Source organism: Pseudomonas sp. AC083, assembly GCF_979253165.1.
Map to the genome: position 1 here is coordinate 49693 of NZ_CEEDDH010000019.1, position 24907 is coordinate 74599.

Sequence of the window (24907 nt, forward strand, 5' to 3'; positions counted from 1 at the left end):
CCCGCCCTGTGCGGGTTTTCTTTTGCCGGCTGAACTGTAGAAGTTTCACTGACTCTCAAGCAGCGACACGGCTAAGCTGAAGCTTTGCTCCCCTGCCATCTGCCAAGAAGAAGTGAATCACCACCATGGGTCGAGTTGTTGCTGCTGCGGTGTACAGCGAGGGTAAGAAAGTCACCAATATTGCGCTGGACGAAGGTGCTGCCTGGGCGGCCAAACCCGGCCACTTCGTCTGGATCGGCCTGGAAGAACCGGACGCACAGGAATTATCCAACCTGCAACGTCAGTTCAACTTGCATGAACTGGCCATCGAAGACGCGCTGGAAAAACACAGCCGACCGAAACTGGAAACCTTTGGTGACGCTCTGTTTATCGTCACCTACTCGCCGGTCCGCGAAAACGGCGTTTTGCAATTCATCGAAACGCATATTTTCGCTGGCAGGGGTTACATCATCACTGCTCGCAACGGCCACTCCGCGTCGTATGCCTATGTGCGCCAACGCTGTGAAGCGCGCCCGCTGTTGCTTGAGCACGGGGAGGATTTCGTCCTGTATGCGCTGCTCGATTTCGTCATCGAAAATTATCAGCCGGTGGGCGAAGCGATCCACGCCGAGATCGATGAGCTGGAGCGCAACGTCTTGTGTAGCGCCCTCAACGAGCGAGACATTCAGAAGCTGCACGGTCTGCGCCGTGACGTGGTGCGCTTGCGCCGGTATGCGGCGCCAATGGTGGAAATCGGCGAAGAGCTGCAAAAGCTCAGTTTCCCGTTCATCGACAAGAACATGCGTCCGTACTTTCGCGATGTGCAGATTCACGTGACCCGGCAGATGGAAGACCTGAGCACGCTGGCGGACATTGCCAGCCAGACCATCGAGATTGGCGTGTTGCTCGAGGCATCACGGCAGAGCGTGGTGCAGCGCAAGTTTGCGGCGTGGGCGGCGATTCTGGCGTTCCCGACTGCGGTAGCGGGGATCTACGGGATGAATTTCCAGAACATGCCGGAATTGACCTGGCACTACGGTTATTTTGCGGTGCTGGGGTTTATTGCGGTGGGGTGTGTGAGTTTGTGGGCGAGCTTCAAGCGGTCGGGGTGGCTGTAGCCGGGACCGCGTTGCCCCGGCAATTCGCGAGCAGCCTCGCTCCCACAGGGATTGTGGGGGCAGGCCCTTTCAGCGTTGAGCCGTTTCTGGCTTGTGCGCCACGAACCGCATCATCCACTCCGCAACCGTAGCGCCATGATGCTCCTGCTCAAGGCTCGCGACACCCTTGCTGTAGATCTGCGAACCCAGCGCTTCCTGGCGCAGATCGAGCAGCGCGCGCGAATAATCGTGAATGAATTCCGGGTGGCCCTGGAAGCACAGCACTTGATCGTTGATGTGATACGCCGCGAACGGGCAGAAATCGCTGGAGGCGATCACAGTCGCGTTTTCCGGTAGTTCGGTGACCTGATCCTGGTGGCTGATCAACAGTGTCAGCTCTTCGCGCACCGGGCTCATCCACGGCGCCTTGGCTGCCAGCTGGTAGCTGTGAGTGCCGACACCCCAGCCTTGGGATGCACGCTCGCTCTTGCCACCAAGCAGCAGTGCCAGCAATTGATGACCGAAACACACGCCGAGCAATTTGTCGCCGCGTTCGTAGCGATTCAAAAGGTAGGTCTTGAGGGTCTGGATCCACGGATCCGTGCCGAACGAATCGGCCTTGCTGCCAGTGACCAGGTACGCATCGAAAGTCTCATCGTCACTTGGATACTCACCCTTCACCACGTTATAGACAGTGAACTCAGCGGCAATCGGTTGCTGCGAGAACAGGCGCTGGAACATCTGCCCATAGCCCTGATATTGGTCAATCAGTTCGGGCCGCAGGATGTCGGTTTCGAGAATGCAGATGCGCAGCGACATAAAAAATACCTGACACGTGATGGGAATAATGAACACCCCAGAGCCTGCCTTGAAACACGTGGCCAAAGCAAGCCCCGAAATGCTCGCTGGCCTTAGAACATTTCACCTTTCGCCGCTTTGTCCAGCAGCAGCGCTGGCGGGGTATAGCGCTCGCCGTACTGCTCGGCCAGATACTGCGCGCGGGCGATGAAGTCCTTCAGGCCATACTGGTTGATGAACTGCAGCGCCCCGCCGGTCCACGCGGCGAAACCGATGCCGAAGATCGAGCCGACGTTGGCATCCGCCGTCGAGGTCAGCACGCCCTCCGCCACACAGCGCACGGTTTCGATGGCCTGCACAAACAACAGCCGATCACGCACATCCTTCGCAGAGATCTGTCCGTCTGCCTTCTCGAAGCGAGTTTTCAGCTCCGGCCATAAATGCTTCTGGGCACCGGCTGGATACTCATAAAAACCGCCTCCGGCAGCTTTACCCGCTCGCTTGAATTCATTGAGCATCAAGTCAATCACGGCAAAGGCCGGGTGCTCAATCAGCGGTTTCCCTTCAGCCTGTAGGTCCTTGGCCGTCTGTTGACGGATATGGCTCATCAGGCTGAGGGAAACTTCGTCGGAGATTGCCAGAGGCCCGACCGGCATCCCGGCCTTGCGCGCTTCGGTCTCGATCATCGGCGCACTGACGCCCTCGCCGAGCATGGCAATGCCTTCGTTGGTGAACGTGCCGAACACCCGCGAGGTAAAGAAGCCGCGACTGTCGTTGACCACGATCGGAGTTTTCTTGATTTGCAGAACGAAATCGAAACCGCGAGCGAGAGTTTCGGCGCTGGTCTGCGCGCCCTTGATGATTTCCACCAGCGGCATTTTTTCTACCGGACTGAAGAAATGCAGGCCGATGAATTTGCTTTGATCGGGCACCGCCGTCGCCAGACCGGTGATCGGCAGCGTCGACGTATTGGAAGCAATGACCGCTTCGCCGCCCACGACCTGTTGCGCGGCGGCGGACACCCTGGCTTTGAGTTGGCGATCCTCGAACACCGCTTCGATGATCAGATCGCAACCGGCCAGATCGGCATCACTTTCGCTCGCAACGATTCGCGCCAGCACCGCTTCGCGCCGTTCGGCAGTCATTTGGCCACGGGTAACTTTCTTGTCCAGCAGCGCTGCGGAATGCGCTTTGCCCTTCTCGGCAGCGGCAAGGTTGATGTCCTTGAGGACGACGTCGATACCGGCCGAGGCGCTGACGAACGCGATGCCTGCGCCCATCATTCCGGCGCCGAGCACACCGACTTTGCGGGTTTTATAGGGCGCAAAACCTTGCGGCCTGGAACCGCCGGCGTTGATCTCGTTCAACTGGAACCAGAACGTACCGATCAGGTTTTTTGAGATTTGCCCGGTCGTCAGCTCGGTGAAGTAGCGGGTTTCGATCAGGTGCGCGGTGTCGAAATCGACCTGAGCGCCCTCCACCGCCGCGCACAGAATCTTCTCCGGCGCCGGCAGAGTGCCTTGGGTTTTCGCGCGCAGGATCGACGGCGCAATCGCCAGCATCTGCGCTACTTTCGGGTTCGATGGCGTGCCGCCAGGAATCTGGTAACCCTTGACGTCCCAGCGCTGCACTGCCGCCGGATTGGCGAGAATCCAGGCGCGCGCCTTGGCCAGCAGCTCATCGCGATCCGCTGCCAAGTCATCAATCAGCCCGGCCTGCAACGCCTGTTGCGGGCGCACCTTCTTGCCTTCAAGCAAGTACGGCAGCGCTTTTTCGATGCCGAGCATGCGCACCATGCGCACCACCCCGCCGCCGCCCGGCAACAGGCCAAGGGTCACTTCCGGTAGACCGAGTTGCACCGAGGCGTCATCAACAGCAATGCGGTGGTGACAGGCCAGACAGATCTCCCAGCCGCCGCCCAGCGCAGCACCGTTGATCGCCGCGACCACCGGTTTGCCGAGGGTTTCCAGGCTGCGCAATTGCGCCTTGAGGGTCAGCACCATGTCGTAGAAAGCTTTGGCTTCGGGCTTGCCGACCTTGATCAGTTCATTGAGGTCGCCGCCGGCAAAAAAGGTTTTCTTCGCCGAGGTGATGATCACTCCGGCAATGCTGTCTTTCTCGACCAGCAAGCGGGCGACGCAAGCGGCCATGGCCTCGCGGTACACGGCGTTCATGGTGTTGGCGCTCTGGCCCGGCATATCCATGGTCAGCACGACGATACCGTCCTGGCCTTTTTCGTAACGAATGGCTTCGCTCATAACAGGTTTCCTTGAAGTCGGGGCTCAGAGGCGTTCGATGATGGTGGCAATGCCCATGCCGCCGCCGACACACAGCGTCGCCAGGCCGTAGCGCAGATGCCGCGCTTCCAGTTCATCAAGCAGGGTGCCGAGGATCGCGCAACCGGTGGCGCCCAGCGGGTGGCCCATGGCGATCGAGCCGCCGTTGACGTTGACCTTGCCTGGATCGACGGCCATGTCCTTGATGAACTTCAATACCACCGAGGCAAACGCTTCGTTGACCTCGAACAGATCGATGTCCTCCACCCGCAGTCCGGCCTTGGCCAGCGCTTTGCGGGTCGCCGGCGCCGGGCCGGTGAGCATGATGGTCGGGTCGGTACTGGTGACGGCCGTGGCAACGATGCGCGCACGAGGCTGCAGCCCCAACGCGCGGCCCTTGGCTTCGGAGCCGATGAGCATCAGCGCCGCACCGTCGACAATCCCGGAACTGTTGCCCGGCGTGTGCACATGGTTGATCCGCTCGACATGGCTGTAGACCCGCAACGCCGTGGCGTCAAAGCCCATTTGCCCGATCATTTCGAAACTCGGCTTGAGCTTGCCCAGGCCTTCGAGGGTCGATTCGGCGCGGATAAATTCATCGTGATCAAGCAGGATGATGCCGTTCTGATCCTGTACTGGCACCAGCGACTTGTTGAAGGAGCCGTCGGCCCGCGCTCTTGCGCCTTTTTGCTGCGAGTGCAGCGCGTAGGCATCGACGTCCTGCCGGCTGAAGCCTTCGAGGGTGGCGATCAGATCGGCGCCGACCCCTTGCGGGGTGAAATGGCTGTGCAGGTTGGTCTGAGGGTCCAGCGCCCAGGCGCCACCATCGCTGCCCATTGGCACCCGCGACATCGACTCGACGCCGCCAACCACCACCAGATCCTCGAAGCCCGAGCGCACTTTCATCGCGCCAAGATTCACCGCTTCCAGACCCGAAGCACAGAAACGGTTGATCTGCACACCGGCGACGCTGACGTCCCAGTCTGCCACTTGCACCGCCGTCTTGGCGATGTCCGAGCCTTGATCGCCGATCGGCGTGACGCAGCCGAGGACGACATCATCGACCTGACTGGTGTCCAGCGCGGTGCGCGCCTGCAACGCGCTCAGCAAACCGGCCACCAGGTTGACCGGCTTCACGCTGTGCAGCGCACCGTCTGCCTTGCCTTTGCCACGCGGGGTGCGCAACGCATCGAAAATCAAAGCTTCAGTCATGACGTCCTCGAACCTGATTTATTGTCACTTCACTTTCGCCCTGTGCCGGCTGGCAAGCAATGACCACATTGCTCAAAGCGCTTGACGCGCACGCTCAGACGGACGGTCATCCGTCATCAGGTGAACCGGTTCAGGTCACCGAGTTGTCTAGCCAGCGGGCGGCAAAGAAGCTGGCAATACGCCTCATGCCGTTTTAAGAGCTTTTGCAAAGAACTCCATATGAAATGGATCTAAGCGAAGGGAGACGCGGGCTCTAAGGTGAAGATGTACGCCATCGTCGTCGGGTTTTGCCGAGACGGGCGTCCTTCAACAGGAAGTGCAACGCGTGCCGTCAGGGATATGCAGTCAGGCATGCATCAGGAAATAACAATAAAGGCGGTCAAGCCATGTTCAAACAACCGAAAGTACGTCAAGCAGGACTCATTCTTTTCGCCACGACGCTGTTGTTGATCTTGCCGAATCTGACCAAGGTCATCGGCTGATTCAACCGTCGCCTGCTGTATATCGCCACTGAAAATGTGACTGGCCCGCTACCCGGGCCAGCGTGGTTGTGCCAACCTTTGCGCACTCCCACGACATGGATGGCGATCATTTGAAAACCCTCATTGCGCTCGGTGCCTTGCTGCTGAGCTTGCCCTTGTCCGCCGCACAACTGGATCTGCAGTTGGGCGCAAACAGCCGCACCTGGCAGACCGAAGAGCTGCTCAAGCATCCTCAGCTGCAAACTCTCACGATCAACAATGATGTTTCCTACAAGAAGGACATGACCTATCAGGCCGTGCCGCTGGCCGCATTGCTGACGGGGGTCAAGCCGGAGGATCACTTGCAGGCGGTGGCGCTGGATGGCTTTGCCGCAGAGTTGGCCGCTGCGCCCTTGCTGAACAAGGACGGCGCACGCGCATGGCTGGCAATCGAGGACCCGGCGCGGCCGTGGCCACCGCTGTCTGCCGGCAAGCACAGCGCCGGGCCGTTCTATCTGGTCTGGACCGATCCGCAGGCCGGTAATATCAGCCCCGAACAGTGGCCGTTCGAAGTCGCCAGCATCAAGCTGATGGCGCCAGTGGCCCAACGCTTTCCTGCCCTGCTGCCCGATCCTGGCTTGAAGGCCGATGATCCGGTGAACAAGGGTTTTGCCCTGTTTCAGAAAAACTGCCTGGCCTGCCACCGGCTGAATGGTGCCGGAGACGCGCAGTTCGGGCCGGATCTGAATATTCCGTATAGCCCGACCGAGTATTTCGGGGCGGATTTCTTGAAGCGCTACATCCGCGATCCGCAGAGTTTGCGTCAGTGGCCGCAAGCGAAGATGCCGGGGCTTTCGGCGCAGGTGCTGCCGGATGGAGACCTTGAAATGCTGGTGGGCTATCTCAAGCACATGGCTGAACGCAAAGCCAAGCCTTGACGCAGTCCCCTTGTAGGAGCGAGCCTGCTCGCGAAGGCGGAGTGTCAGTCGCTGATTGGCTGGCTGATGGACCGCTTTCGCGAGCAGACTCGCTCCCACAGGGCTTGGGAGCGTCGAGCTATTGTTGCTGGACGGAAATCACCGGCGTCGGCGAGACGAACACCTTCGCATGCATCTGCTCACAGCCGCCGCCCCGGCGCATGCCACGGACCGGGCAGGCATCGAGATAATCCAGGCCGACCGCCAGCTTCAAGTGTCGCTCCGGACGCGCCAGTTGGTTGGTCACGTCGAAGCTGTACCAGGCGTCATCCAGCCACGCTTCTGCCCAGGCATGACTGGCCAGATGCTCGCAATCTTCGCTATACAGATAACCCGACACGTAACGCGACGGCACGCCGAGGCTGCGCGCGCAGGCCAGAAACGCATGGGTATGATCCTGACAAACCCCGGCGCGACCGGCGAAAGCTTCGGCGGCGCTGGTGTCGACTTCAGTCGAGCCCGGCGTGTAGGTCATGTGCTGATTCAGACCGTGCATCAAGTCGATCAGCGCGGTGCGATCACGCCGTTGCTTGCAGTTCTTCGCGGCAAATTCGCGCAAGGCTTCGTCGGCTTCGGTCAGGCGCGTGAAGCGCAGGAACGGCAGCGCCGACTGGCTCTCATGTTCGGCCTCGCGCAATTCGTCAATATCGACCTGACCACGGGCGCCGATGATGATCGCTTCGTGGGGCTCGTCCATGGTCAGCACATGCAGAATGTTGCCGAACGGATCGAGCTGCGCACGCACCGGACGCGGCAGGTCGAGTTGCCAACTGAGGACATGCTGGCGCTCGCTGTCGTGGGGCGTCAGGCGCAGGTACTGGATGCTCGCGCGCACCTGATCTTCGTAGTGATAGGTGGTCTCGTGGCTTATGGAAAGTCTCATGCAGCCTCCAGATAGGAACTGTGAATGGCGTTGCCCAACTGGCGCACCAGCGGGATGAATTCGGTCAGCCAGGCGTGCAGGCCTTCTTCGAGGATTTCGTTGATGCCGGTGTAGCGCAGGCGCGCGTCCATTTCCGCCGCCAGGCGTTGTGCCGGTCGGCCGTTGGCGCCTGGCAGTTGCGCGAGGATCTGGTCGATTTCTTCGGTACAGGCACGCAGCGAACGCGGCACGTCGGCGCGCAACAGCAGCAGTTCGGCGACATGCCGGGCGCCGGGCGCGTCGCGGTAGATTTCGGTGTATGCCTCGAATGAGGACAAGGCGCGCAGCAGCGCACTCCATTGGTAATAGGCGTGCGCCGTGCCGTCGCTGACTGCTTCGGCCTGATCGCCGGCCATTTCGTAACGGGCATCGAGCAGGCGCAGCGTGTTGTCCGCGCGCTCGATAAACGTGCCCAGACGAATAAAGCGAAACGCGTCGTTGCGCATGATCGTGCCGTATGAGGCGCCACGAAACAGGTGCGAACGTTCCTTGATCCATTCACAGAAACGACTCATGCCATAGCGGCTCAAGCCCTGTTCGGCAATGCCGCGAATTTCCAGCCAGGTCGCGTTGATGTTTTCCCACATGTCCGCGGTGATTCGCCCGCGTACCGCATGAGCACTGGCCCGCGCTGCACCAAGGCAGCTGTAGATACTGGCCGGGTTGGCCGCATCCAGTGCGAAGAAATGCAGCAGGCGCTCTGCGTGGAGGTCGCCGTGGCGTTCAAGGTAATCGTCCAGGGTGCCGGTGATCAGCAACGGCATGGCGAGTTCGTGCAGACCGTCGCCGCGCCCGTCCTGCGGCATCAGCGACAGCGAATAACTGATGTCGAGCATGCGCGCGAGATTCTCCGCACGCTCCAGGTAACGCGACATCCAGTACAGATCCGAGGCAGTTCTACTTAACATGGCAAGCTTCCTTCAATCCTCGACTACCCAGGTGTCCTTGGTGCCGCCGCCCTGGGAGGAATTCACCACCAGGGAGCCTTCACGCAACGCGACACGGGTCAAACCGCCAGGCACCACACGGGTTTCGCGACCGGACAACACAAACGGACGCAAATCGATATGGCGCGGTGCAATGCCGTTTTCGACAAAGGTCGGACAGGTCGATAGCGACAGCGTCGGCTGCGCGATGTAGGCATGGGGTTTGGCTTTGATGCGCTCACGAAAGGCATCGATTTCCGCCGTCGTCGCGGCCGGCCCGACCAGCATCCCGTAACCGCCGGAGCCCTGGGTTTCCTTGACCACCAGTTCCGGAAGATTGGCCAGCACGTGGGACAGCTCGGACGGGTTGCGGCACTGCCAGGTCGGCACGTTTTTCAGAACCGGTTCTTCGTCAAGGTAGAAGCGGATCATGTCCGTGACAAACGGATACACCGATTTATCGTCCGCCACTCCGGTGCCGATGGCATTCGCCAGCACCACGTTGCCGGAACGATAGGACGACAGCAGCCCCGGCACGCCGAGCATCGAGTCCGGGTTGAATGCCAGAGGATCGAGGAAGGCATCGTCGAGGCGGCGGTAGATCACGTCGACCGCTTTCGGGCCATCGGTGGTGCGCATGAATACCTTGTCGTCACGCACGAACAGATCCGCGCCTTCCACCAGTTCCACGCCCATTTCCCGCGCCAGAAACGCGTGTTCGAAGAACGCGCTGTTGAAGCGTCCCGGCGTCAACACCACCACGCTCGGGTTGTCGATCGGGCTTGAGCTTTTCAGGGTGTCGAGCAGCAGATTGGGGTAGTGATCGATCGGGGCAATGCGCTGGGCGGAGAACAGTTCGGGGAACAGACGCATCATCATCTTGCGGTCCTCGAGCATGTAGCTGACGCCGCTGGGTGTGCGCAGGTTGTCTTCGAGAACGTAATAAGTGCCATCGCCATCGCGCACCAGATCGACGCCGGAGATGTGCGAATAGATATCGCGGTGCAGATCCAGACCTTGCATCGCCAATTGGTATTGCTCGTTGGCCAGCACCTGTTCGGCGGGAATAATCCCGGCCTTGATGATGCGCTGCTCGTGGTAGAGGTCGGCGAGAAACATGTTCAACGCTTTGACCCGCTGGATGCAGCCGCGCTCGACAATCCGCCATTCACTGGCCGGAATGCTGCGGGGAATGGTGTCGAACGGAATCAGGCGCTCGGTGCCCTGCTCGTCGCCATAGAGCGTGAAGGTGATCCCGGCACGGTGGAACAGCAGATCGGCCTCGCGGCGGCGCTGCGCGAGCAGCTCGTCGGGCGTATCGGCCAGCCAGCGGGCAAATTCCCGGTAATGCGGGCGGACCAGGCCGCCGGCATCGTACATCTCGTCAAAATAGGTGCGGATCATGCCGTACTCCTTGTCACTCCGGACATACAGGCCTTCGCAAGGCCCGTGCCATCGGCATAAACGCTTTGATTTCAATCGGTTGTAGATCCACGCCGAAGGCTGCGCACCATTCCTGTGCGGCAAATGCCCCGGCCCGATTGCCCCCGCTTCATTGCGACGCACTGCATCGCCTATCACCAGCATAGTCAGAGTTGATTTCACTGCCCGGCCGCGACTGCGGATAATCCGCGCATTCGCTGCAAAACTTCCCCGGCACGCCGCCGCAAAGTAGACAGCTCAACTGATCTGAACTGCCTTGGCAGCCCCGTCCCGACAGGACTTTATTGCATACCCGTCTTCCCTTTTAGCCACCCTCTCCGGTGGCTTTTTTTTGCCCTGGATTCTTGTTTCAGGGTTTTGCCACTGCGATGTGCAGAAGCCAGAAACGACAACGGCCGACCCGAAGGTCAGCCGTTGCCCGACAGACAATGCGCAATATCAATTCAACCGGTAACGATTGCGCACCTCCTGCTTCACGCCCCAACCCTCGATAATGCCGCCCAGCGGTTCGACCACGGCAGAAAAGCCTTGCTCGAAATCGCCGATATCGTCATAGGTTGCGTACATCACTTTGCTCAATTCCAGCGACCAGGCGCCGTCGTCGCGCGCACTGACTTGGGCATTGATGGATTCACCGCGAAATTTGCCTGCTGCCCTGCGCGCCCGCTCCTCGTCCGGGAAAATCGCGTAGAACTCGATGGGATGGAACCGGGAAAAATCGAAACCGCCTTCTTTCATGCGGCGCAGAACGTTGCTGCTGATGTCTTCTTGATAGGCTGTGCTCATGAATCGTCCCCCTCGATTGATGGATAGACTTTCCGTATTCCCGCCCCGGGCCTTTTGGCCTAAGTACTACGGCAACGTGGTTGCGCGCGGGAAACAAGCATGTAGCTGACAAGACCAGACCTTAGCGATCCATTCGCTGATCTCGCTTGCAGAGTAGCCCCAAGAGAGCGCCGCTGCCAAGGCCTGGTTTACGAGATGACAGGAAGTGTTCAGACAGGAGTGATGCTGCGGATTTCGATGCCGTTCTGGGTCTTGAGGTTTTTCACCCCGGCATCGGCGGTGCGCCCTTCCAGATCGTTGAGATCCAGCTGGGCGGCGACCGGAAGAAGCCGCTCTTTGACGAGCCGCGCGGCTTCATCATCGGACGGGCATTCCTCACGTTCGAAGACTTCATCGACAATTTCACCGTGATCATCCACGAAAGTGACTTTCCACTTTTGCATCAGTGCCTCCTCGATCAACCCGTAAATGGGCTTACCTCTATCTCGACTTTTTTCCGCGACAGTTGGTTCAAAAGGATTACAGCCGACAACGGTGAAAATAACCATCCGATCGATAGGGCGGACTCTGTGGCGTGGGGATTTCTCCCCGTCCGGCTGCGCAGCAGTCGTAATCCCCGCCCATTGCGGTTTAACGGAGACACCGCGCAGGCCGGTTCAGGGATGCTGCGCATCCCAACGGCGATAAATCCCCTCGCCGCAAGAGCTCCCTTGTAGAGTGACGTCAAGGTGATCAGTCGTTGCTCGGCTTGTTGACCGCTTGCAGCACGTATTGCGGCAAGGCGAACGCGCCGATGTGGATTTCCGGGTTGTAGTAACGGGTGACGATGCCGCTGCCGATGAAGCGCTGTTGCAGGGTTTCACGGCTGAGCTTGCGGTAGGCCGGGTTGGTCGAGCCCCAGGCGAAGGTCATCGAACCGCCGATGTAGGTCGGCACGGCGGCCTGATAGAAATGCCAGTCCGGGAACAGGCTGCGCAGGCGACCGGCGGTGGTTTTGACTTCGTCGATCTGCATGAACGGCGTGCCGTTCTGAGTGACGAGAATGCCGCCTTCGTTCAGGCAGCGGTGGCATGCCTGGTAGAAGTTCTCCGAGAACAGCACTTCGCCCGGGCCGATCGGGTCGGTGGAGTCGGAGATGATCACGTCGAATTTTTCAGTGGTGGTGGCGACGAAACGCATGCCGTCATCGATCACCAGGTTCAGGCGCGGATCGTCGTAGGCACCGGCGGAATGGTTCGGCAGGAATTCCTTGCACATGTCGACCACGGTGCCGTCGATCTCGACCATGGTGATGTGCTCGACGCCGGCGTGCTTGGTCACTTCGCGCAACATGCCGCCGTCACCACCGCCGATGATCAGCACGCGCTTGGCAGTGCCATGGGCGAGGATCGGCACGTGGGTGAGCATTTCGTGGTAGATGAATTCGTCGGCTTCGGTGGTCTGGATCACGCCGTCCAGCGCCATGACGCGGCCCATGCGCGGGTTCTGGAAGATCACCAGATGCTGGTGTTCGGTGCGCACTTCGTGCAGCAGTTTTTCCATGCGAAAACGCTGGCCGTAGCCTTCGTAGAGGGTTTCCAGGTACTCGCTGGTCTTGGTGACGGTCATGGTCAAGTGCTCCGATAAATGCGCGGGCGCCATCGTGGGGACGATTGCCCGGGAAAGGCGCGCATTCTACGTTGCCGAAGATGACAGGTCGAACCTCAGGTTGTTTTTTACCAGCGCAAATTACTGTGGGAGCGAGCCTGCTTGCGAAAGCGCAGCATCAGTTGCCGGTGATGGCGACTGACCCAACGTCTTCGCGAGCAGGCTCGCTCCCACAGGGATGACCGTGTGATCGAAAATCAGCTCAGATCCGGACGTTGCCCCGTGGCCCGGCAATCGCCCAGATGATCAGGCCCAGCACCGGCAGGAGGATGATCAGCAACACCCAGACGATTTTCATTCCGGTGGAGGCGCCGCTTTTCAGCACGTTGATGATGGCCCAGATGTCGAGGGCAAGGATGATCAGGCCAATCAGACCGTTGAACGTGGAACCCATGGTGTCGCTCCAGAATAGTGGCATGCACTTTTAGGATAGACGGTCGCGCGCAGGGCTCCCTTTTATTGCGTTCAGACGTGAACAGCAACCTTCAAGGCTTCCAGCGCTGGCGCGGCGGCGATGCCAACCTCGGCGCATAACTCCAGCACGCGGGGCACGTCGTTGCCGTAGACCAGGACCATTTGTTGCTCATCGTCGAGCAACTGGCTGAAGTTCATCAACGTGTAACCGCCGTTCTCCTTGTTCAGGCTGCTCATCTGCACCTGAATACGGTTGAGTGCGGTCAGTGCTTCGGTCTTGACCAGTTGTTTGGGCTTGAGATTGAAATCGACGCCCGGGCCAAACGAGGCAACGATTTGTGCGAACAGATCGACGTAGGTATCGGCCTGAAACAGCACGGTTTCCGGCAGGCTGCCGACCACTACCCACTCACCCAGCGGGATCGGGAAAGTGTCGTCGTAGTTGATGTCCGGATTGGCGGCCAGAAAAGCCTCGGCATCGGCGTAGGCCTGAGCGGCTTCGTCGGCCACCTTCAGGATCTCGTCCTCGCCCATGCAGCCGGAGCTGATTTTGCTGATGAGTTCGACGAGTGCGGCTTTCATGAGGGCGGATCCTGTGGCGGAGGTGAATTTTCAGGGCGCGAAGGATAGCGCATTCTGCCCTTCGCCACAGTCCGTGGACTTTACGCCAGCAACTTTTCCAGCTGCGCGGTGGTATCGACTGCGCCCATGGTCCGCGCCGCATCCAGCGCGGTCACGCCGTTGGCGTCCTTGGCTTTCGGGTCAGCGCCCTGGCCGATCAGGTAGTCGACGATTTCAACGCGGTTGAACATTGCCGCCATCATCAGCGCGGTACGGCCGTCGAAGGAAGAACCTTCGATTTCGGCGCCCGCCTCGACCAGCGCCTTGACCACCGCCAGATCGCCCTTGAACGCAGCGCCGGCAATCGGGCTCTGGCCGTTGCCATTGCGCATTTCCGGATCGGCCTTGTGTTTAAGCAGGACCTTCACCGCATCGACATGGCCGTAGTAGCTGGCGAGCATCAACAAGGTGTCGCCCTTGCTGTTTTTCAGGTTCACCGGCAGCCCGGCGGTGACCAGGCGATCAAGCATCTCGGCATCACCGTCGCGCGCCTTGTTGAAAACCTGCTCGGTGAATTCGGCAGCTTCTTCAGGGGTCATCTGGCGGCTTTGGTCGGACATGGGGCACTCCATTTCGGTCTATCGGAAAGCCGACAGTTTCCCGAGCGCGACGGTGGCTGTCACTCGGTTTTTTCCGAGCGTCCCGATAGCCACACTCAATATCGATGTTTGCCCTGTTGAATTTCAGCGAGGATTTGCTCACTGACATGCACATAGGTTTCGCTGCCCGGCAGCCAGGCGAAGATCGGGTCATCGCCGGTGAGCCCGGGGTCAAAGCCTTCTGTTTTCAAGCGTGTCTTCTGATATTTGAAGGTCCCGGTGGTTTCCATTTTCACTTTCACCCGCAAGAACAACGGCACGGCATAAGCCGGCATGCGTTGCCGGACGAAACTCAGCAGTTCAGCGAAATCCAGCGTGGCCAAGGATTCGGCGGGAGTAATTGCAGCCATCCCCGCACGCCCGTTGGTGTTGGGGATTTCCACACCGTAGGCCACGGCTTCAGCGATCAGCGGATGTTGCAGCAACAAATTCTCGACTTCGGTGGTCGACACGTTTTCACCCTTCCAGCGATAGGTATCGCCGAGGCGATCAACAAATTGCGCATGGCCGAAACCGATATTGCGCAGCAGGTCGCCGGTGTTGAAAAAGCGATCGCCCTTGTTGAACACATCGTGGAGGACGACGCGGGCGGTTTTCTGCGGGTCGGTGTAACCGTCCAGCGGTGCCTTGTCGTCGATCCGCGCCAGCAGCAGGCCCTGCTCGCCCTTGCCGACCTTGCGCATGAAACCATCATCGCCGCGCAATGGCTCGCCACTGTCATGGTCGTAAGCGACCAGTTCCCACGCCATCAGCGAAAAACCGACGGTGTTGTCGAAATTGAGGATGTTGGTGAAACCGATGTTGCCGTCGCTCGCCGCGTACAGCTCACAAATGTGCTCGACGGCAAAACGCGTCTTGAACTCGGCCCAGGCACCAGGACGCAAACCATTGCCGATCATCTTGCGCACGTCGTGGCGGCTGTCATCGGCGCTGACCGGTTGCTCGACCAGGTAGCGACACAGCTCACCGACATAGCCGATGGTGGTTGCGCGATAGCGGCGCACGTCACCCCAGAACTGGCTGGCGCTGAACTTGCGGCGGATGGCGAAACCCGAGGCGCCGTTGATCGCCGATCCCCAGCACACGCACAGACCCGTGGCGTGATACAGCGGCAAGGTGCAGTAAACGACATCATCCGGGCGCATATCGAGGGCGATCATGCCGAAGCTCGCTGAACTGCGCATCCAGCGTCCATGCTTGAAAACACCGGCCTTGGGCAGGCCGGTGGTGCCGGAGGTGTAGATGTAGAAACACGGATCGTCGAAGAAAATTTGCGCGCTGCTCGGCGGGTTATCGCTACTGGCGTCAGCACTGGCGCTGATCAGATTGACGTAGCCCTCAGGCGCGATGCCCGGATGGCTGTGGGTGTCCTGATCGGCGACGAACCAGGTGCGCGGCGCTGCGATCGCAACCTGATCACGCACGGCGGCATAGGCAGCGGTCAGTTCTTCGCCAACCACAATAGCCACCGGCGCAACCAGATTGATGCTGTGAACAAGCGTGTCGCGCATCAACGAGGTATTGAGCAGCGCACTCACCGCGCCGAGCTTGGCCAGCGCCAGGATTGTCACCAGTAATTCCGCACGGTTCTCGATGAACACCGCGACCACATCGCCCTTGCCGATGCCTTGCTCGCTCAGGTAATGCGCAATGCGATTGGCCCACTGATTGACCTGCGTATAGGTCAACGCCACGTCGCCCTGCACCAACGCCACACCATCGGGATTGCGCCGCGTCGCCTGCTCGAACGTCCAGCCCAGACCACACGTTTGGGTCGGATCCGTGACATTGGCCACCTTCATGCCTTTGACCACCCGGGGTATGGCTTTGGCGATCATCGGCAGTTTGCGGAGCATCATGCCCCAGGTAATCGTGTCGCTTGGTGCGTGACGCATGAAATCTCCCCGTTCGATCTTGACGTGCAGACCGCTGTTCTTGTTATCGGGTAATGACTGCGACCGACGCGTTTACGCCGTGGGTCGAGAAGGAAAGTACGTCAGTGCTCGCGGGGCTGTACACGCGGTTTTTGCAATGATTTGTATCCCATCGCGCCGACGGGGAAGAGCGGATTCTGGTACGGACGTTTGGTTCCGTTGTACGGAGAAAAATCACGCAAAATGCAGGATGCACGATGGCCATTCATGCAGATTGCACGACGCCTGCAAAATGCAATGCCTTCAAATTATTGATTTTAAAGGGATTTTTTTCGAATCAATACTGGCACAAACGCTGCAACTACCTCCGCATGCTTGCCATTCAAGTACATACGGAGCTGATGACATGAGCCTGATTCAAGAAAAATTTACATCGCTATTCTCCAACTACGAAGTCAGCACTGCCCCACGTCCTGACGGTGGCATCCTGCTCACTCTGCGTAGCAGCGACGGCAAAGTCTTCAAACGCGCCCTCTCGTATCAGCAACTGCATGCCGGTGACCAACTGTCGTGGGCAATCAGCGCGATCCGCCGCGACCTGGCCGAACAAGCCAGCGAGCTGCCGCAAATTGCAATGCTGCAGAGCCAGCAGCGTTTCGCTCTGCCGACGTATCACTCGCTGTAATTTGCTTTAAACAAAAATAGGCCGCGGAGCATGTGCTTCACGGCCTGTTTTTTGTGCGCATGATTTTTGTAGGAGCTGCGGTACGCTGCGATCTTTTGATCTTGATGTCATGCCTAAATCGAAAGATCGCAGCCTCGTTTCACTCGACAGCTCCTACAGGGATGTGTGCAATGGTCAAAACGCTTCCGGTTCGATTCCAGTAAAGCTGTCAACCGTCACGTGCCCTGCCAACTCACCGCCTTCACGCGCCAGACCGCAGGTTTTCATGCCGGCTGACTGGGCAGCGTCGAGCTCTTCGGCGATATCCGAGAGGAACAGGATTTCATCGGCTTCAACACCCACCGCCTGCTGAATGTTGCGGTAGGACTGCGCCTCACGCTTCGGCCCCGATGTGGTGTCGAAATAGCCGCTGAACAGCGGTCTCAGATCCCCCGCTTCCGAGCAACCGAAAATCAGTTTCTGCGCCTGAATCGAGCCGGATGAGTAAACAAACAGTTGATAACCGGCCGCATGCCAACGTTGCAGCGCTTCAACGGCATCCGGATAAACATGCCCTTTCAGCTGCCCTGCCTGATAGCCCTGCGCCCAGACCATGCCTTGCAATGCCTTGAGCGGCGTGGCTTTGCGGTCTTCGGCGATCCAGCTCAAGAGGATTTCAACAACCCGTTCAACATCGGCCTGCGCCTCGTTGCTCTCGCGACGCACGGCGTCGAGCTGTTCGGCGACATCAGCACGCGATGCGGTCTGGCGCACAAAGTCGGGCAAATGTTTGGCGGCGTAGGGAAACAGCACGTCGAAGACGAAACTCACCGCGCTGGTGGTGCCTTCAATGTCGGTGAGGATGGCTTTGATCGACACGGTTTCAGTCCTCCAGACGCGGGAAGCGATCGGCGATGTCTTCGCCGGTGAAATTGGCAACCCAGCCTTCCGGGTTGTTGAACAGACGGATCGCCACAAAGTGTGGATGTTCGCCCATGTCGAACCAGTGCTTGGTGCCGGCCGGAACCGAGATCAGGTCGTTCTTTTCACAGAGCACGGCATAGACGTAATCGTCGATGTGCAGGGTAAACAAGCCACGACCGGCGACGAAAAATCGCACTTCGTCTTCGCCGTGACGGTGCTCTTCGAGAAACTTCGCGCGCAGTTCGGCTTTTTGCGGATGGTCGCTATTGAGGCTGATCACATCGACCGTGATGTAACCGCACTCGGTCATCAGTTTGTCGATCTGCTCTTTATAAGCGCTGATGACCTCTTCCTGACTGGCGCCGGGCTGGATCTTCGCGGCGGCCTGCCAGCGGTCGAAACGCACGCCCTGCTCGGCCAGCGTCGAGGCGATGTCCTCGAAATGGGTCAGCACCTTGTTGGGAATCTCAGGGCTGGAAACGTGATAAACGGACAGGCTGCTCATGGGCAATTCCTCGGTAGCGGCGGCGCCGTCCGGCTCTTCAAGACCGGTCGGGCGCCGCATGGCATCAGGCAAACGGGCTGTTTCTGGTGAACTCAGCCTTGGCGGTTCATGACGCTGCGGGTTTTCAACTCGCATTCAAACAGGAATTCAAAGGCCTCGATCTGCCGCAGCGCGTCGCTCATCTGCGCGCCCCAGGTGTAGAGACCATGGCCGCGAATCAGATAACCGACGCAATCGGGATGGGCGTCGAGCCAAGGCTGCACCTTGGCGGCGAGGCGCGCAATGTCCTGATCGTTGTCGAAAATCGGCACACGCACCCGCGATTCATGAGTCGAGATGCCGCTGAAGGCTTTCTGCAATTCGTAATCTTCGAACTCGATGAAGTCTTGCGGAGTCAGGCGCGACAGCACCGTGGCGTTGACCGAATGGGTGTGCAGCACCGCACCGATCTCTGCGCGCCAACTGTAGAGCTGGGTGTGCAGCAAGGTTTCGGCGGAGGGTTTCTTGCCCGGCTCCAGGCTATTGCCGGACAGATCGGTAGCGAGCACGTCATCCACACCCAACTGGCCCTTGTGCTTGCCCGATACGGTCAACAGCGCTTCGCTCGGCGACAGGCGCGTCGAATAGTTGCTGCTGGTGGCTGGCGACCAGCCACGGCCATATAGAAAACGCCCGGCGTCAACGATCTGCTGGGCGAGCTGTTCACGGCTAAGGCTCATGGCCTGTCCTCTTGCATACATGTGGCAATGATAACGGCAGCGGCAAGCGCTGCGAGACTGGCAATACTAAAGGTCAATGTCGCGCCGAGGGCATTCCAGCTGTAGCCGGAATACAGCGCACCGAGCGCCCCGCCGGTGCCGGCCAGTGCCGCATACAGCGCCTGGCCCTGGCCTTGTTGGCGGGCGCCGAAACTACGTTGCACGAAAGCGATGGCAGCCGCATGAAAGCTGCCGAAAGTCGCTGCGTGCAGCACTTGGGCGAACAACAGCACCCAGAGAAATTCAGCGAACGACCCAAGCAGCACCCAGCGCAACGCCGCCAGCAGGAAACTCGCCAGCAGCACCCGACGCAGGGAAAAGCGCGCCAGAATGCGGCTCATGGCCATGAACATCAGCACTTCCGCCACCACGCCCACGGCCCAGAGCATACCGATGACGCCACGGCTGTAACCGAGGCGTTCAAGGTGCAGAGTCAGAAAGGTGTAATACGGCCCGTGGCTGACCTGCATCAGCGCGACGCAAGCATAAAACGCCAGCACGCCGGGATGGCGCAATTGCTTGAGAAAGCCCTCGCCCGTCGGCCGATTGCCTTGCGCCGGCTGCGCATTCGGCACCCACAGGCTGCTGAGAACGATACCGGCCATGATCAGCACCAGTGCCGCCGGGTAGATGTCCAGACTCAGCCATTCGAACAGCCGCCCCAGCACCACCACGGTGATGATGAAACCGATCGAGCCCCACAGGCGAATCTGGCTGTAGCGCGACGTTTGCCCCTGCAGATGCGCGAGGGTGATGACTTCGAACTGCGGCAGCACCGCGTGCCAGAAGAATGCATGCAGGGCCATGACCATCGCCAACCAGGCGTAGGTCTGACTGACGAAGATCAGCGAAAAGGTCAGCAACGTGCACACCGCGCCAAAGCGCACGATGGCCAGACGCCTGCCGGTGTAATCGCCGAGCCAGCCCCAGATGTTCGGCGCCACGCAGCGCATCAGCATCGGAATCGCCACCAGCTCGCCGATGCGCGCGGCACTGAAGCCGAGGTGATCGAAGTACAGCGCCAGAAACGGCGCTGTCGAACCGAGCAAGGCGAAATAGAACAGATAGAAACTGGACAGCCGCCAGTAAGGAAGCGCCGCCACGCCGGTTATGCCGCGACGGCTTTGAGCGCAGCCATCAGAGCTGGCCCAGCACCGGCGTGCTCACGCGCACATCGGCGTTCTGCCCACGGTGGCGCAGCAGGTGATCCATCAGCACGATGGCCATCATCGCTTCGGCGATCGGCGTCGCGCGGATGCCGACACAGGGATCGTGACGACCCTTGGTGATCACGTCGACCGGGTTGCCATTCACATCGATCGAGCGGCCCGGCGTAGTAATGCTTGAGGTCGGTTTCAACGCCAGATGCGCAACGATTGGCTGACCGGACGAGATGCCGCCGAGGATGCCGCCGGCGTTGTTGCTGAGAAAACCCTCCGGCGTCAGTTCATCGCGGTGTTCGGTGCCGCGCTGGGCGACACAGGCGAAACCGGCGCCGATCTCGACGCCCTTGACCGCGTTGATGCTCATCAGCGCGTGGGCGAGTTCGGCGTCGAGGCGATCAAAAATCGGCTCGCCAAGACCCGGCATCACGCCTTCGGCGACCACGGTGATCTTCGCCCCGACCGAGTCCTGATCGCGGCGCAACTGATCCATGTAGGCTTCCAGCTCCGGCACCTTGTCCGGGTCAGGACTGAAGAAAGCGTTTTCTTCGACACAATCCCAGGTCTTGAACGGAATTTCGATCGGGCCGAGCTGGCTCATGTAACCGCGAATGACGATGCCCTGACTGGCCAGATACTTCTTGGCGATCGCACCGGCCGCTACGCGCATGGCGGTTTCCCGCGCCGAACTGCGGCCACCGCCGCGATAATCGCGCTCGCCGTATTTGTGGTGATAGGTGTAGTCGGCGTGGGCCGGGCGGAACAGGTCCTTGATCGCCGAGTAGTCCTTGGACTTCTGATCGGTGTTGCGGATCAGCAGGCCGATCGCGCAACCGGTGGTGCGGCCCTCGAACACGCCGGAAAGGATTTCGACTTCATCGGCTTCCTGGCGCTGGGTGGTGTGGCGGCTGGTGCCAGGCTTGCGGCGATCGAGGTCGCGCTGCAGATCTTCCAGGGAAATCTCCAGACCCGGCGGGCAGCCGTCGACAATGGCGACCAACGCCGGACCATGGCTTTCGCCAGCGGTGGTGACAGTGAACAACTTGCCGTAGGTATTGCCGGACATGCAGGACGCTCCGTGAAATCAAACCCGAATTCTTGATGCGCGCCAGTATACGCAGGCTAACCGAGTAGTTCATCCTCGAACCTTAGTGGTGCCGGCGAGTCCAACCGGCACCTGGACCAATGATGGCGTGATGATGCTGCGAGTTCTGATCTTGAGTCTTACCCTCTTTACCGGCTTTGCCCAAGCGACAGTCCTACAGCGCCCGGTCACTCTGGACACCGGCAGCGGCGAACTTTTCGGTTCGCTGTTGCTGCCCAAGTCCGACAGCCCGGTGCCGATTGTTCTGATGATTTCTGGCTCGGGTCCTACAGATCGCGACGGAAACAACCCCGACGGCGGGCGCAATGACAGCCTCAAGCGCTTGGCCTGGGTACTGGCCAAACACAACATCGCCAGCGTGCGCTACGACAAGCGTGGCGTTGCGGCGAGCCTGGCGGCCGCTCCCGATGAACGTGATCTGTCAGTAGAAGGCTATGCGGCGGACGCGGTGGCGTGGGGGCAGAAGCTCAAGGCCGATCCGCGTTTCGGCAAACTGATTCTGCTCGGCCACAGCGAAGGCGCGCTGATTGCCAGCCTCGCTGCGCCGAAGCTGGACGCAGCGGCGGTGATCTCGCTGTCTGGCAGCGCGCGGCCGGTCGATGAAGTGATCCGCGAACAGTTGGCGCGCAGCCTGCCGCCGCCACTGATGCTGCGCAGCAACGAACTGCTCGACAGCCTCAAGGCCGGCCACGCCGATGACAACGTGCCGCAACCGTTGCAGGTGATCTTCCGCCCGAGCGTGCAGCCGTACCTGATTTCGCTGTTCCGTCAGGACCCGGCGCAAGCCTTTGCCCAGCTGAAAATGCCGGCACTGATCGTTCAGGGCAGCAACGACATTCAGGTCGGCACCGAAGACGCGAAGCTGCTCAAGGCGGCGAAACCGGACGCGCAACTGACGGTGATCGAAGGCATGAATCATGTGCTGCGCATCGTCCATAACGATATGAAGCGGCAATTGGCCTCCTACAAGGACCCGAATTTGCCCCTGGCCGCCGAACTCGGCGCTGCCGTCATCGAATTTATTGACGGAATTCGTGCAAGTTAACTGCGTTTTACCCTCCAGCCTCACAGAAAACGGCCGATAAGCCTTTGTCGCCAGCGCAACGTCTGGCGGCAAGCAGGGCTTGGACAGGATCTCGCCGTTATGACTGAAACCCAGACTTCACCCGACACCAGCGCTGAAAAAGACGCACCGCCAGCGGTCGAACTGCCGTGGACGGATGTCCAGGCCGAGCACCACAAGATGCTCCGCCTGGCGCCGCTGCAGACCGACCGCAACACCGGCGGCCGGCCGTTGCGCTTTGTCGAATTCGGTTACGCCGAGCGCAACAGCAGAGAGCGCAGCCTGATGCGCATGGCGATCAAGCTGCCCAACCAGCGCGTGCGCAAAGAGCAGAATCATCTCGATGTGTGGGTCGACCACGCGAGCAAACGAGTGAGTTTCGGTCCCGACAGTGGCTTGCAGATCGAACCGCTGAATCGCGGTATCGGCCGCTTCATGGCTGCGCAAGGCATCAATTGGGCGAAAAAGCGCTGGCCCGGCTACACCGTCGAAGGCATGGACCTGAACAACAAGGACGCGCTAAACGAAGACACTCGCTTGCGTCGCGACCATTTCCTGCGCGTGCACGGTTTCGATGTGGTTTACGCCGACGCCCAGCATTTGAAAGGCAGCATCAAGGCGGTTCAGGTCGGTGATCTACTGGGTGACTGGAACAGCGAAAAACTGCAGATCGTCGAGATTCTTGAAGCCGCGCAGATGCTGCAGCAGGCCGAACAGAATCTCGCTGAGCAGGAAGTGAAACTGAAGAAGCAGGAAGAGAAAGTCAGCAAGTTCAAGCGTGAAGACGCCGGCCTGCGTTTCACCATTACATGTCTGGTGGCGTTTGCGGTGTTTCAGGCGGGGTTGTTGATCTGGATTGCTACGCACCGCTGAGGGCTTGAGCGCGTACTGATCGTTCCCATGCTCTGCGTGGGAACGATCTGTCACAACCTTAGACGCGGGACGCGAACAGGGCCTGATGCGCGCGGCACTGCTCGGCGGTCAGCATGAACACGCCATGCCCGCCGCGCTGGAACTCCAGCCAGGCGAAATCGACTTCCGGGTACAACGCCTCGACGTGCACCTGGCTGTTGCCCACCTCGACAATCAACAAACCTTTCTCGGTCAGGTGATCCGCCGCTTCGGCGAGCATGCGCCGGACCAGATTCAGACCATCATCACCGCAGGCAAGGCCGAGTTCCGGCTCGTGCTGATATTCGTCCGGCATGTCGGCGAAATCTTCGGCGTCGACGTAGGGAGGGTTCGACACGATCAGATCGAAACGCTGACCCGGCAAACCATCGAAGCCATCACCCTGCACGGTGTAGACGCGCTCATCGACGCCATGGCGCTCGATGTTCTGGTTGGCCACTTCCAGCGCTTCGAACGACAGGTCCGCGAGCACCACTTCGGCATTCTGGAATTCGTAAGCGCAGGCAATGCCGATGCAGCCGGAACCCGTGCACAGGTCGAGAATCCGCGCCGGTTCGTTGCCGATCCACGGCGCAAAGCGGTTTTCGATCAGTTCACCGATCGGCGAACGCGGGATCAGCACGCGCGGGTCGACGATGAACGACATGCCGCAGAACCACGCCTCGCCGAGCAGATAGGCGGTGGGAACGCGATCTTCGATGCGCCGCTTGAGCAGTCGCTGCAGATTGACCAGTTCGTCATCTTCCAGCGCGCAATCAAGATAGCTGTCGGCGATTTCCCAAGGCAGGTGCAAAGCGCCCAGTACCAACTGGCGCGCCTCATCCCAGGCGTTGTCGGTGCCATGACCGAAAAACAGATCCTCCCCATGGAAGCGGCTGACGGCCCAACGGATATGGTCGCGCAGGGTACGAAGTCGGGAAGTGATCACGGCGTAGAACTCCAGAAAAAACGACTGGCGATTCTAGCAGCCAAAACGCGCGACGACGACGCAGGAAAAACCGTGTGGCAACGGTAGGAGATTTCTTTTTTTTGCATCAGGCATTGAACGGAACGTGTAACTTGACAAGGCTGCAGGCCAAGAACGACGGCGCCTACGATGGTAGCGATTCACAGAACCGCTCAGCCAGAGGACAATGTCGCAAAAGCCCCACCCCGAGGAGCCCCAGAATGTCCGTTCCAAAAACGATGTTTCAACTCAGCGGTCGCGGTTACGCAGCGGCCACCCTGAGCCATGCCACCGTGGTCATCATCGATGCCCAGAAGGAATACCTCAGTGGCCCGCTGGCCCTGAGCGGCATGGACGCGGCCGTCGCGAACATCAAACAAGTGGTTGCCGCAGCCCGTGCCGCCGGTCGGCCGATCGTGCACGTGCGTCATCTCGGCACCGTTGGTGGCCTGTTCGACCCGCAGGGCGAACGTGGCGAATTCATCCCCGGTCTGGAACCGCAAGGCGATGAAACCATTATCGGCAAACTGCTGCCGAGCGCATTCCATGGCACCGAACTGCTCGAGCGCCTGCAGAACCTCGGCTCGCTGGATCTGATCGTTTGCGGTTTCATGAGTCACTCCAGCGTCAGCACCACCGTGCGCGCGGCAAAGAATCTCGGTTTCCGCTGCACCCTGGTCGAAGACGCCTGCGCGACCCGCGATCTGCCGTTCAAGGGCGGCGTGCTCAGCGCCGAACGCGTGCAGGAAGCGGAAATGGCGATCATGGCTGACAACTTCGCCACGCTGGCCAAGACTCAGGACCTGATCTGATCCTGCCCTTGTGAGCGGTGCAT

Annotated in this window: 25 protein-coding genes; 6 read left to right on the forward strand and 19 right to left on the reverse strand. The window is 59.9% G+C overall.

What is annotated here, in order from left to right; translation table 11 throughout:
* The first annotated feature begins 125 nt into the window (after window positions 1-125).
* On the forward strand, window positions 126-1097 hold the full coding sequence (locus AC0IXA_RS22860) for a magnesium and cobalt transport protein CorA (protein ID WP_016773794.1): 972 nt from the start codon (window positions 126-128) through the stop codon (window positions 1095-1097).
* Window positions 1098-1166: 69 nt separating this feature from the next.
* Here AC0IXA_RS22860 and AC0IXA_RS22865 read toward each other — a convergent pair whose 3' ends face one another.
* From AC0IXA_RS22865 to AC0IXA_RS22875, 3 genes are all read right to left on the reverse strand, one after another.
* Window positions 1167-1895: an amidotransferase gene (locus AC0IXA_RS22865; RefSeq protein WP_130887530.1), complete on the reverse strand. Its 729-nt coding sequence runs from the start codon at window positions 1893-1895 to the stop codon at window positions 1167-1169.
* Between the two features lie 92 nt (window positions 1896-1987).
* Window positions 1988-4132, reverse strand: coding sequence for a 3-hydroxyacyl-CoA dehydrogenase NAD-binding domain-containing protein (locus AC0IXA_RS22870; RefSeq protein WP_341639480.1), 2145 nt, complete (start codon window positions 4130-4132; stop codon window positions 1988-1990).
* Window positions 4133-4156: 24 nt separating this feature from the next.
* On the reverse strand, window positions 4157-5362 hold the full coding sequence (locus tag AC0IXA_RS22875) for an acetyl-CoA C-acetyltransferase (RefSeq protein WP_341639479.1): 1206 nt from the start codon (window positions 5360-5362) through the stop codon (window positions 4157-4159).
* Window positions 5363-5939: 577 nt separating this feature from the next.
* Between AC0IXA_RS22875 and AC0IXA_RS22880 the strand changes: the two genes are divergently transcribed.
* Entirely contained in the window at window positions 5940-6761 is an 822-nt protein-coding gene (locus AC0IXA_RS22880; protein WP_471814566.1) for a c-type cytochrome, read from the forward strand.
* Between the two features lie 118 nt (window positions 6762-6879).
* Here the strand turns inward: AC0IXA_RS22880 and AC0IXA_RS22885 are convergent, their stop codons facing one another.
* The 10 genes from AC0IXA_RS22885 to AC0IXA_RS22930 form a co-directional block, all read right to left on the reverse strand.
* Entirely contained in the window at window positions 6880-7683 is an 804-nt protein-coding gene (locus AC0IXA_RS22885) for a transglutaminase family protein (protein WP_016773789.1), read from the reverse strand.
* Window positions 7680-8630 (reverse strand): alpha-E domain-containing protein, encoded by a 951-nt coding sequence (locus AC0IXA_RS22890; protein ID WP_016773788.1) that lies wholly within the window; start codon window positions 8628-8630, stop codon window positions 7680-7682. Before AC0IXA_RS22890 ends, AC0IXA_RS22885 begins: the two co-directional genes overlap by 4 nt.
* 12 nt (window positions 8631-8642) lie before the next feature.
* The gene (locus tag AC0IXA_RS22895; protein WP_471814543.1) at window positions 8643-10052 is read right to left on the reverse strand and encodes a circularly permuted type 2 ATP-grasp protein; all 1410 of its coding nucleotides are present in this window, start codon (window positions 10050-10052) and stop codon (window positions 8643-8645) included.
* 477 nt (window positions 10053-10529) lie between these two features.
* A complete protein-coding gene (locus AC0IXA_RS22900; protein ID WP_003223226.1) occupies window positions 10530-10877 on the reverse strand; it encodes a ribonuclease E inhibitor RraB in 348 nt (115 codons plus the stop codon).
* A gap of 209 nt (window positions 10878-11086) precedes the next feature.
* On the reverse strand, window positions 11087-11320 hold the full coding sequence (locus tag AC0IXA_RS22905; RefSeq protein WP_016773786.1) for a hypothetical protein: 234 nt from the start codon (window positions 11318-11320) through the stop codon (window positions 11087-11089).
* Window positions 11321-11609: 289 nt separating this feature from the next.
* Window positions 11610-12485: a polyamine aminopropyltransferase gene (gene speE / locus AC0IXA_RS22910; RefSeq protein WP_016773785.1), complete on the reverse strand. Its 876-nt coding sequence runs from the start codon at window positions 12483-12485 to the stop codon at window positions 11610-11612.
* 241 nt (window positions 12486-12726) lie between these two features.
* Complete coding sequence (locus AC0IXA_RS22915; RefSeq protein ID WP_016773784.1) at window positions 12727-12918, reverse strand: PLDc N-terminal domain-containing protein; 192 nt, start codon at window positions 12916-12918, stop codon at window positions 12727-12729.
* A 71-nt stretch (window positions 12919-12989) separates the two neighbouring features.
* Window positions 12990-13520, reverse strand: coding sequence for a hypothetical protein (locus tag AC0IXA_RS22920; protein ID WP_341639477.1), 531 nt, complete (start codon window positions 13518-13520; stop codon window positions 12990-12992).
* A gap of 80 nt (window positions 13521-13600) precedes the next feature.
* Window positions 13601-14119 carry an ankyrin repeat domain-containing protein gene (locus tag AC0IXA_RS22925; protein ID WP_039763836.1) on the reverse strand — a complete coding sequence of 173 codons (519 nt, stop codon included), beginning with the start codon at window positions 14117-14119 and terminating at the stop codon, window positions 13601-13603.
* A 95-nt stretch (window positions 14120-14214) separates the two neighbouring features.
* Window positions 14215-16053, reverse strand: a complete 1839-nt coding sequence (locus AC0IXA_RS22930) for a long-chain-acyl-CoA synthetase (protein ID WP_471814544.1) — start codon at window positions 16051-16053, stop codon at window positions 14215-14217.
* Between the two features lie 385 nt (window positions 16054-16438).
* On the opposite strand from AC0IXA_RS22930, the gene AC0IXA_RS22935 reads away from it, so the two are divergent.
* Entirely contained in the window at window positions 16439-16717 is a 279-nt protein-coding gene (locus AC0IXA_RS22935; RefSeq protein WP_016773780.1) for a DUF3509 domain-containing protein, read from the forward strand.
* A 174-nt stretch (window positions 16718-16891) separates the two neighbouring features.
* On the opposite strand, the gene mtnC is transcribed toward AC0IXA_RS22935, so the two are convergent.
* From mtnC to aroC, 5 genes are all read right to left on the reverse strand, one after another.
* Window positions 16892-17575, reverse strand: a complete 684-nt coding sequence (gene mtnC, locus AC0IXA_RS22940; RefSeq protein ID WP_471814545.1) for an acireductone synthase — start codon at window positions 17573-17575, stop codon at window positions 16892-16894.
* A 4-nt stretch (window positions 17576-17579) separates the two neighbouring features.
* On the reverse strand, window positions 17580-18125 hold the full coding sequence (locus AC0IXA_RS22945) for a 1,2-dihydroxy-3-keto-5-methylthiopentene dioxygenase (protein ID WP_471814546.1): 546 nt from the start codon (window positions 18123-18125) through the stop codon (window positions 17580-17582).
* Between the two features lie 92 nt (window positions 18126-18217).
* On the reverse strand, window positions 18218-18844 hold the full coding sequence (locus AC0IXA_RS22950) for a methylthioribulose 1-phosphate dehydratase (protein ID WP_016773777.1): 627 nt from the start codon (window positions 18842-18844) through the stop codon (window positions 18218-18220).
* Window positions 18841-19986: an MFS transporter gene (locus AC0IXA_RS22955; RefSeq protein ID WP_024012224.1), complete on the reverse strand. Its 1146-nt coding sequence runs from the start codon at window positions 19984-19986 to the stop codon at window positions 18841-18843. Before AC0IXA_RS22955 ends, AC0IXA_RS22950 begins: the two co-directional genes overlap by 4 nt.
* Before the next feature lie 34 nt (window positions 19987-20020).
* On the reverse strand, window positions 20021-21112 hold the full coding sequence (gene aroC, locus AC0IXA_RS22960) for a chorismate synthase (protein WP_341639473.1): 1092 nt from the start codon (window positions 21110-21112) through the stop codon (window positions 20021-20023).
* A 130-nt stretch (window positions 21113-21242) separates the two neighbouring features.
* On the opposite strand from aroC, the gene AC0IXA_RS22965 reads away from it, so the two are divergent.
* Window positions 21243-22196 carry an alpha/beta hydrolase gene (locus AC0IXA_RS22965; protein WP_341639472.1) on the forward strand — a complete coding sequence of 318 codons (954 nt, stop codon included), beginning with the start codon at window positions 21243-21245 and terminating at the stop codon, window positions 22194-22196.
* 99 nt (window positions 22197-22295) lie between these two features.
* Complete coding sequence (locus tag AC0IXA_RS22970; RefSeq protein ID WP_471814547.1) at window positions 22296-23087, forward strand: hypothetical protein; 792 nt, start codon at window positions 22296-22298, stop codon at window positions 23085-23087.
* Between the two features lie 58 nt (window positions 23088-23145).
* On the opposite strand, the gene prmB is transcribed toward AC0IXA_RS22970, so the two are convergent.
* The gene (prmB, locus tag AC0IXA_RS22975; RefSeq protein ID WP_016773773.1) at window positions 23146-24054 is read right to left on the reverse strand and encodes a 50S ribosomal protein L3 N(5)-glutamine methyltransferase; all 909 of its coding nucleotides are present in this window, start codon (window positions 24052-24054) and stop codon (window positions 23146-23148) included.
* Window positions 24055-24293: 239 nt separating this feature from the next.
* On the opposite strand from prmB, the gene AC0IXA_RS22980 reads away from it, so the two are divergent.
* Window positions 24294-24884, forward strand: coding sequence for a cysteine hydrolase family protein (locus AC0IXA_RS22980; RefSeq protein WP_016773772.1), 591 nt, complete (start codon window positions 24294-24296; stop codon window positions 24882-24884).
* Window positions 24885-24907: the final 23 nt, after the last annotated feature.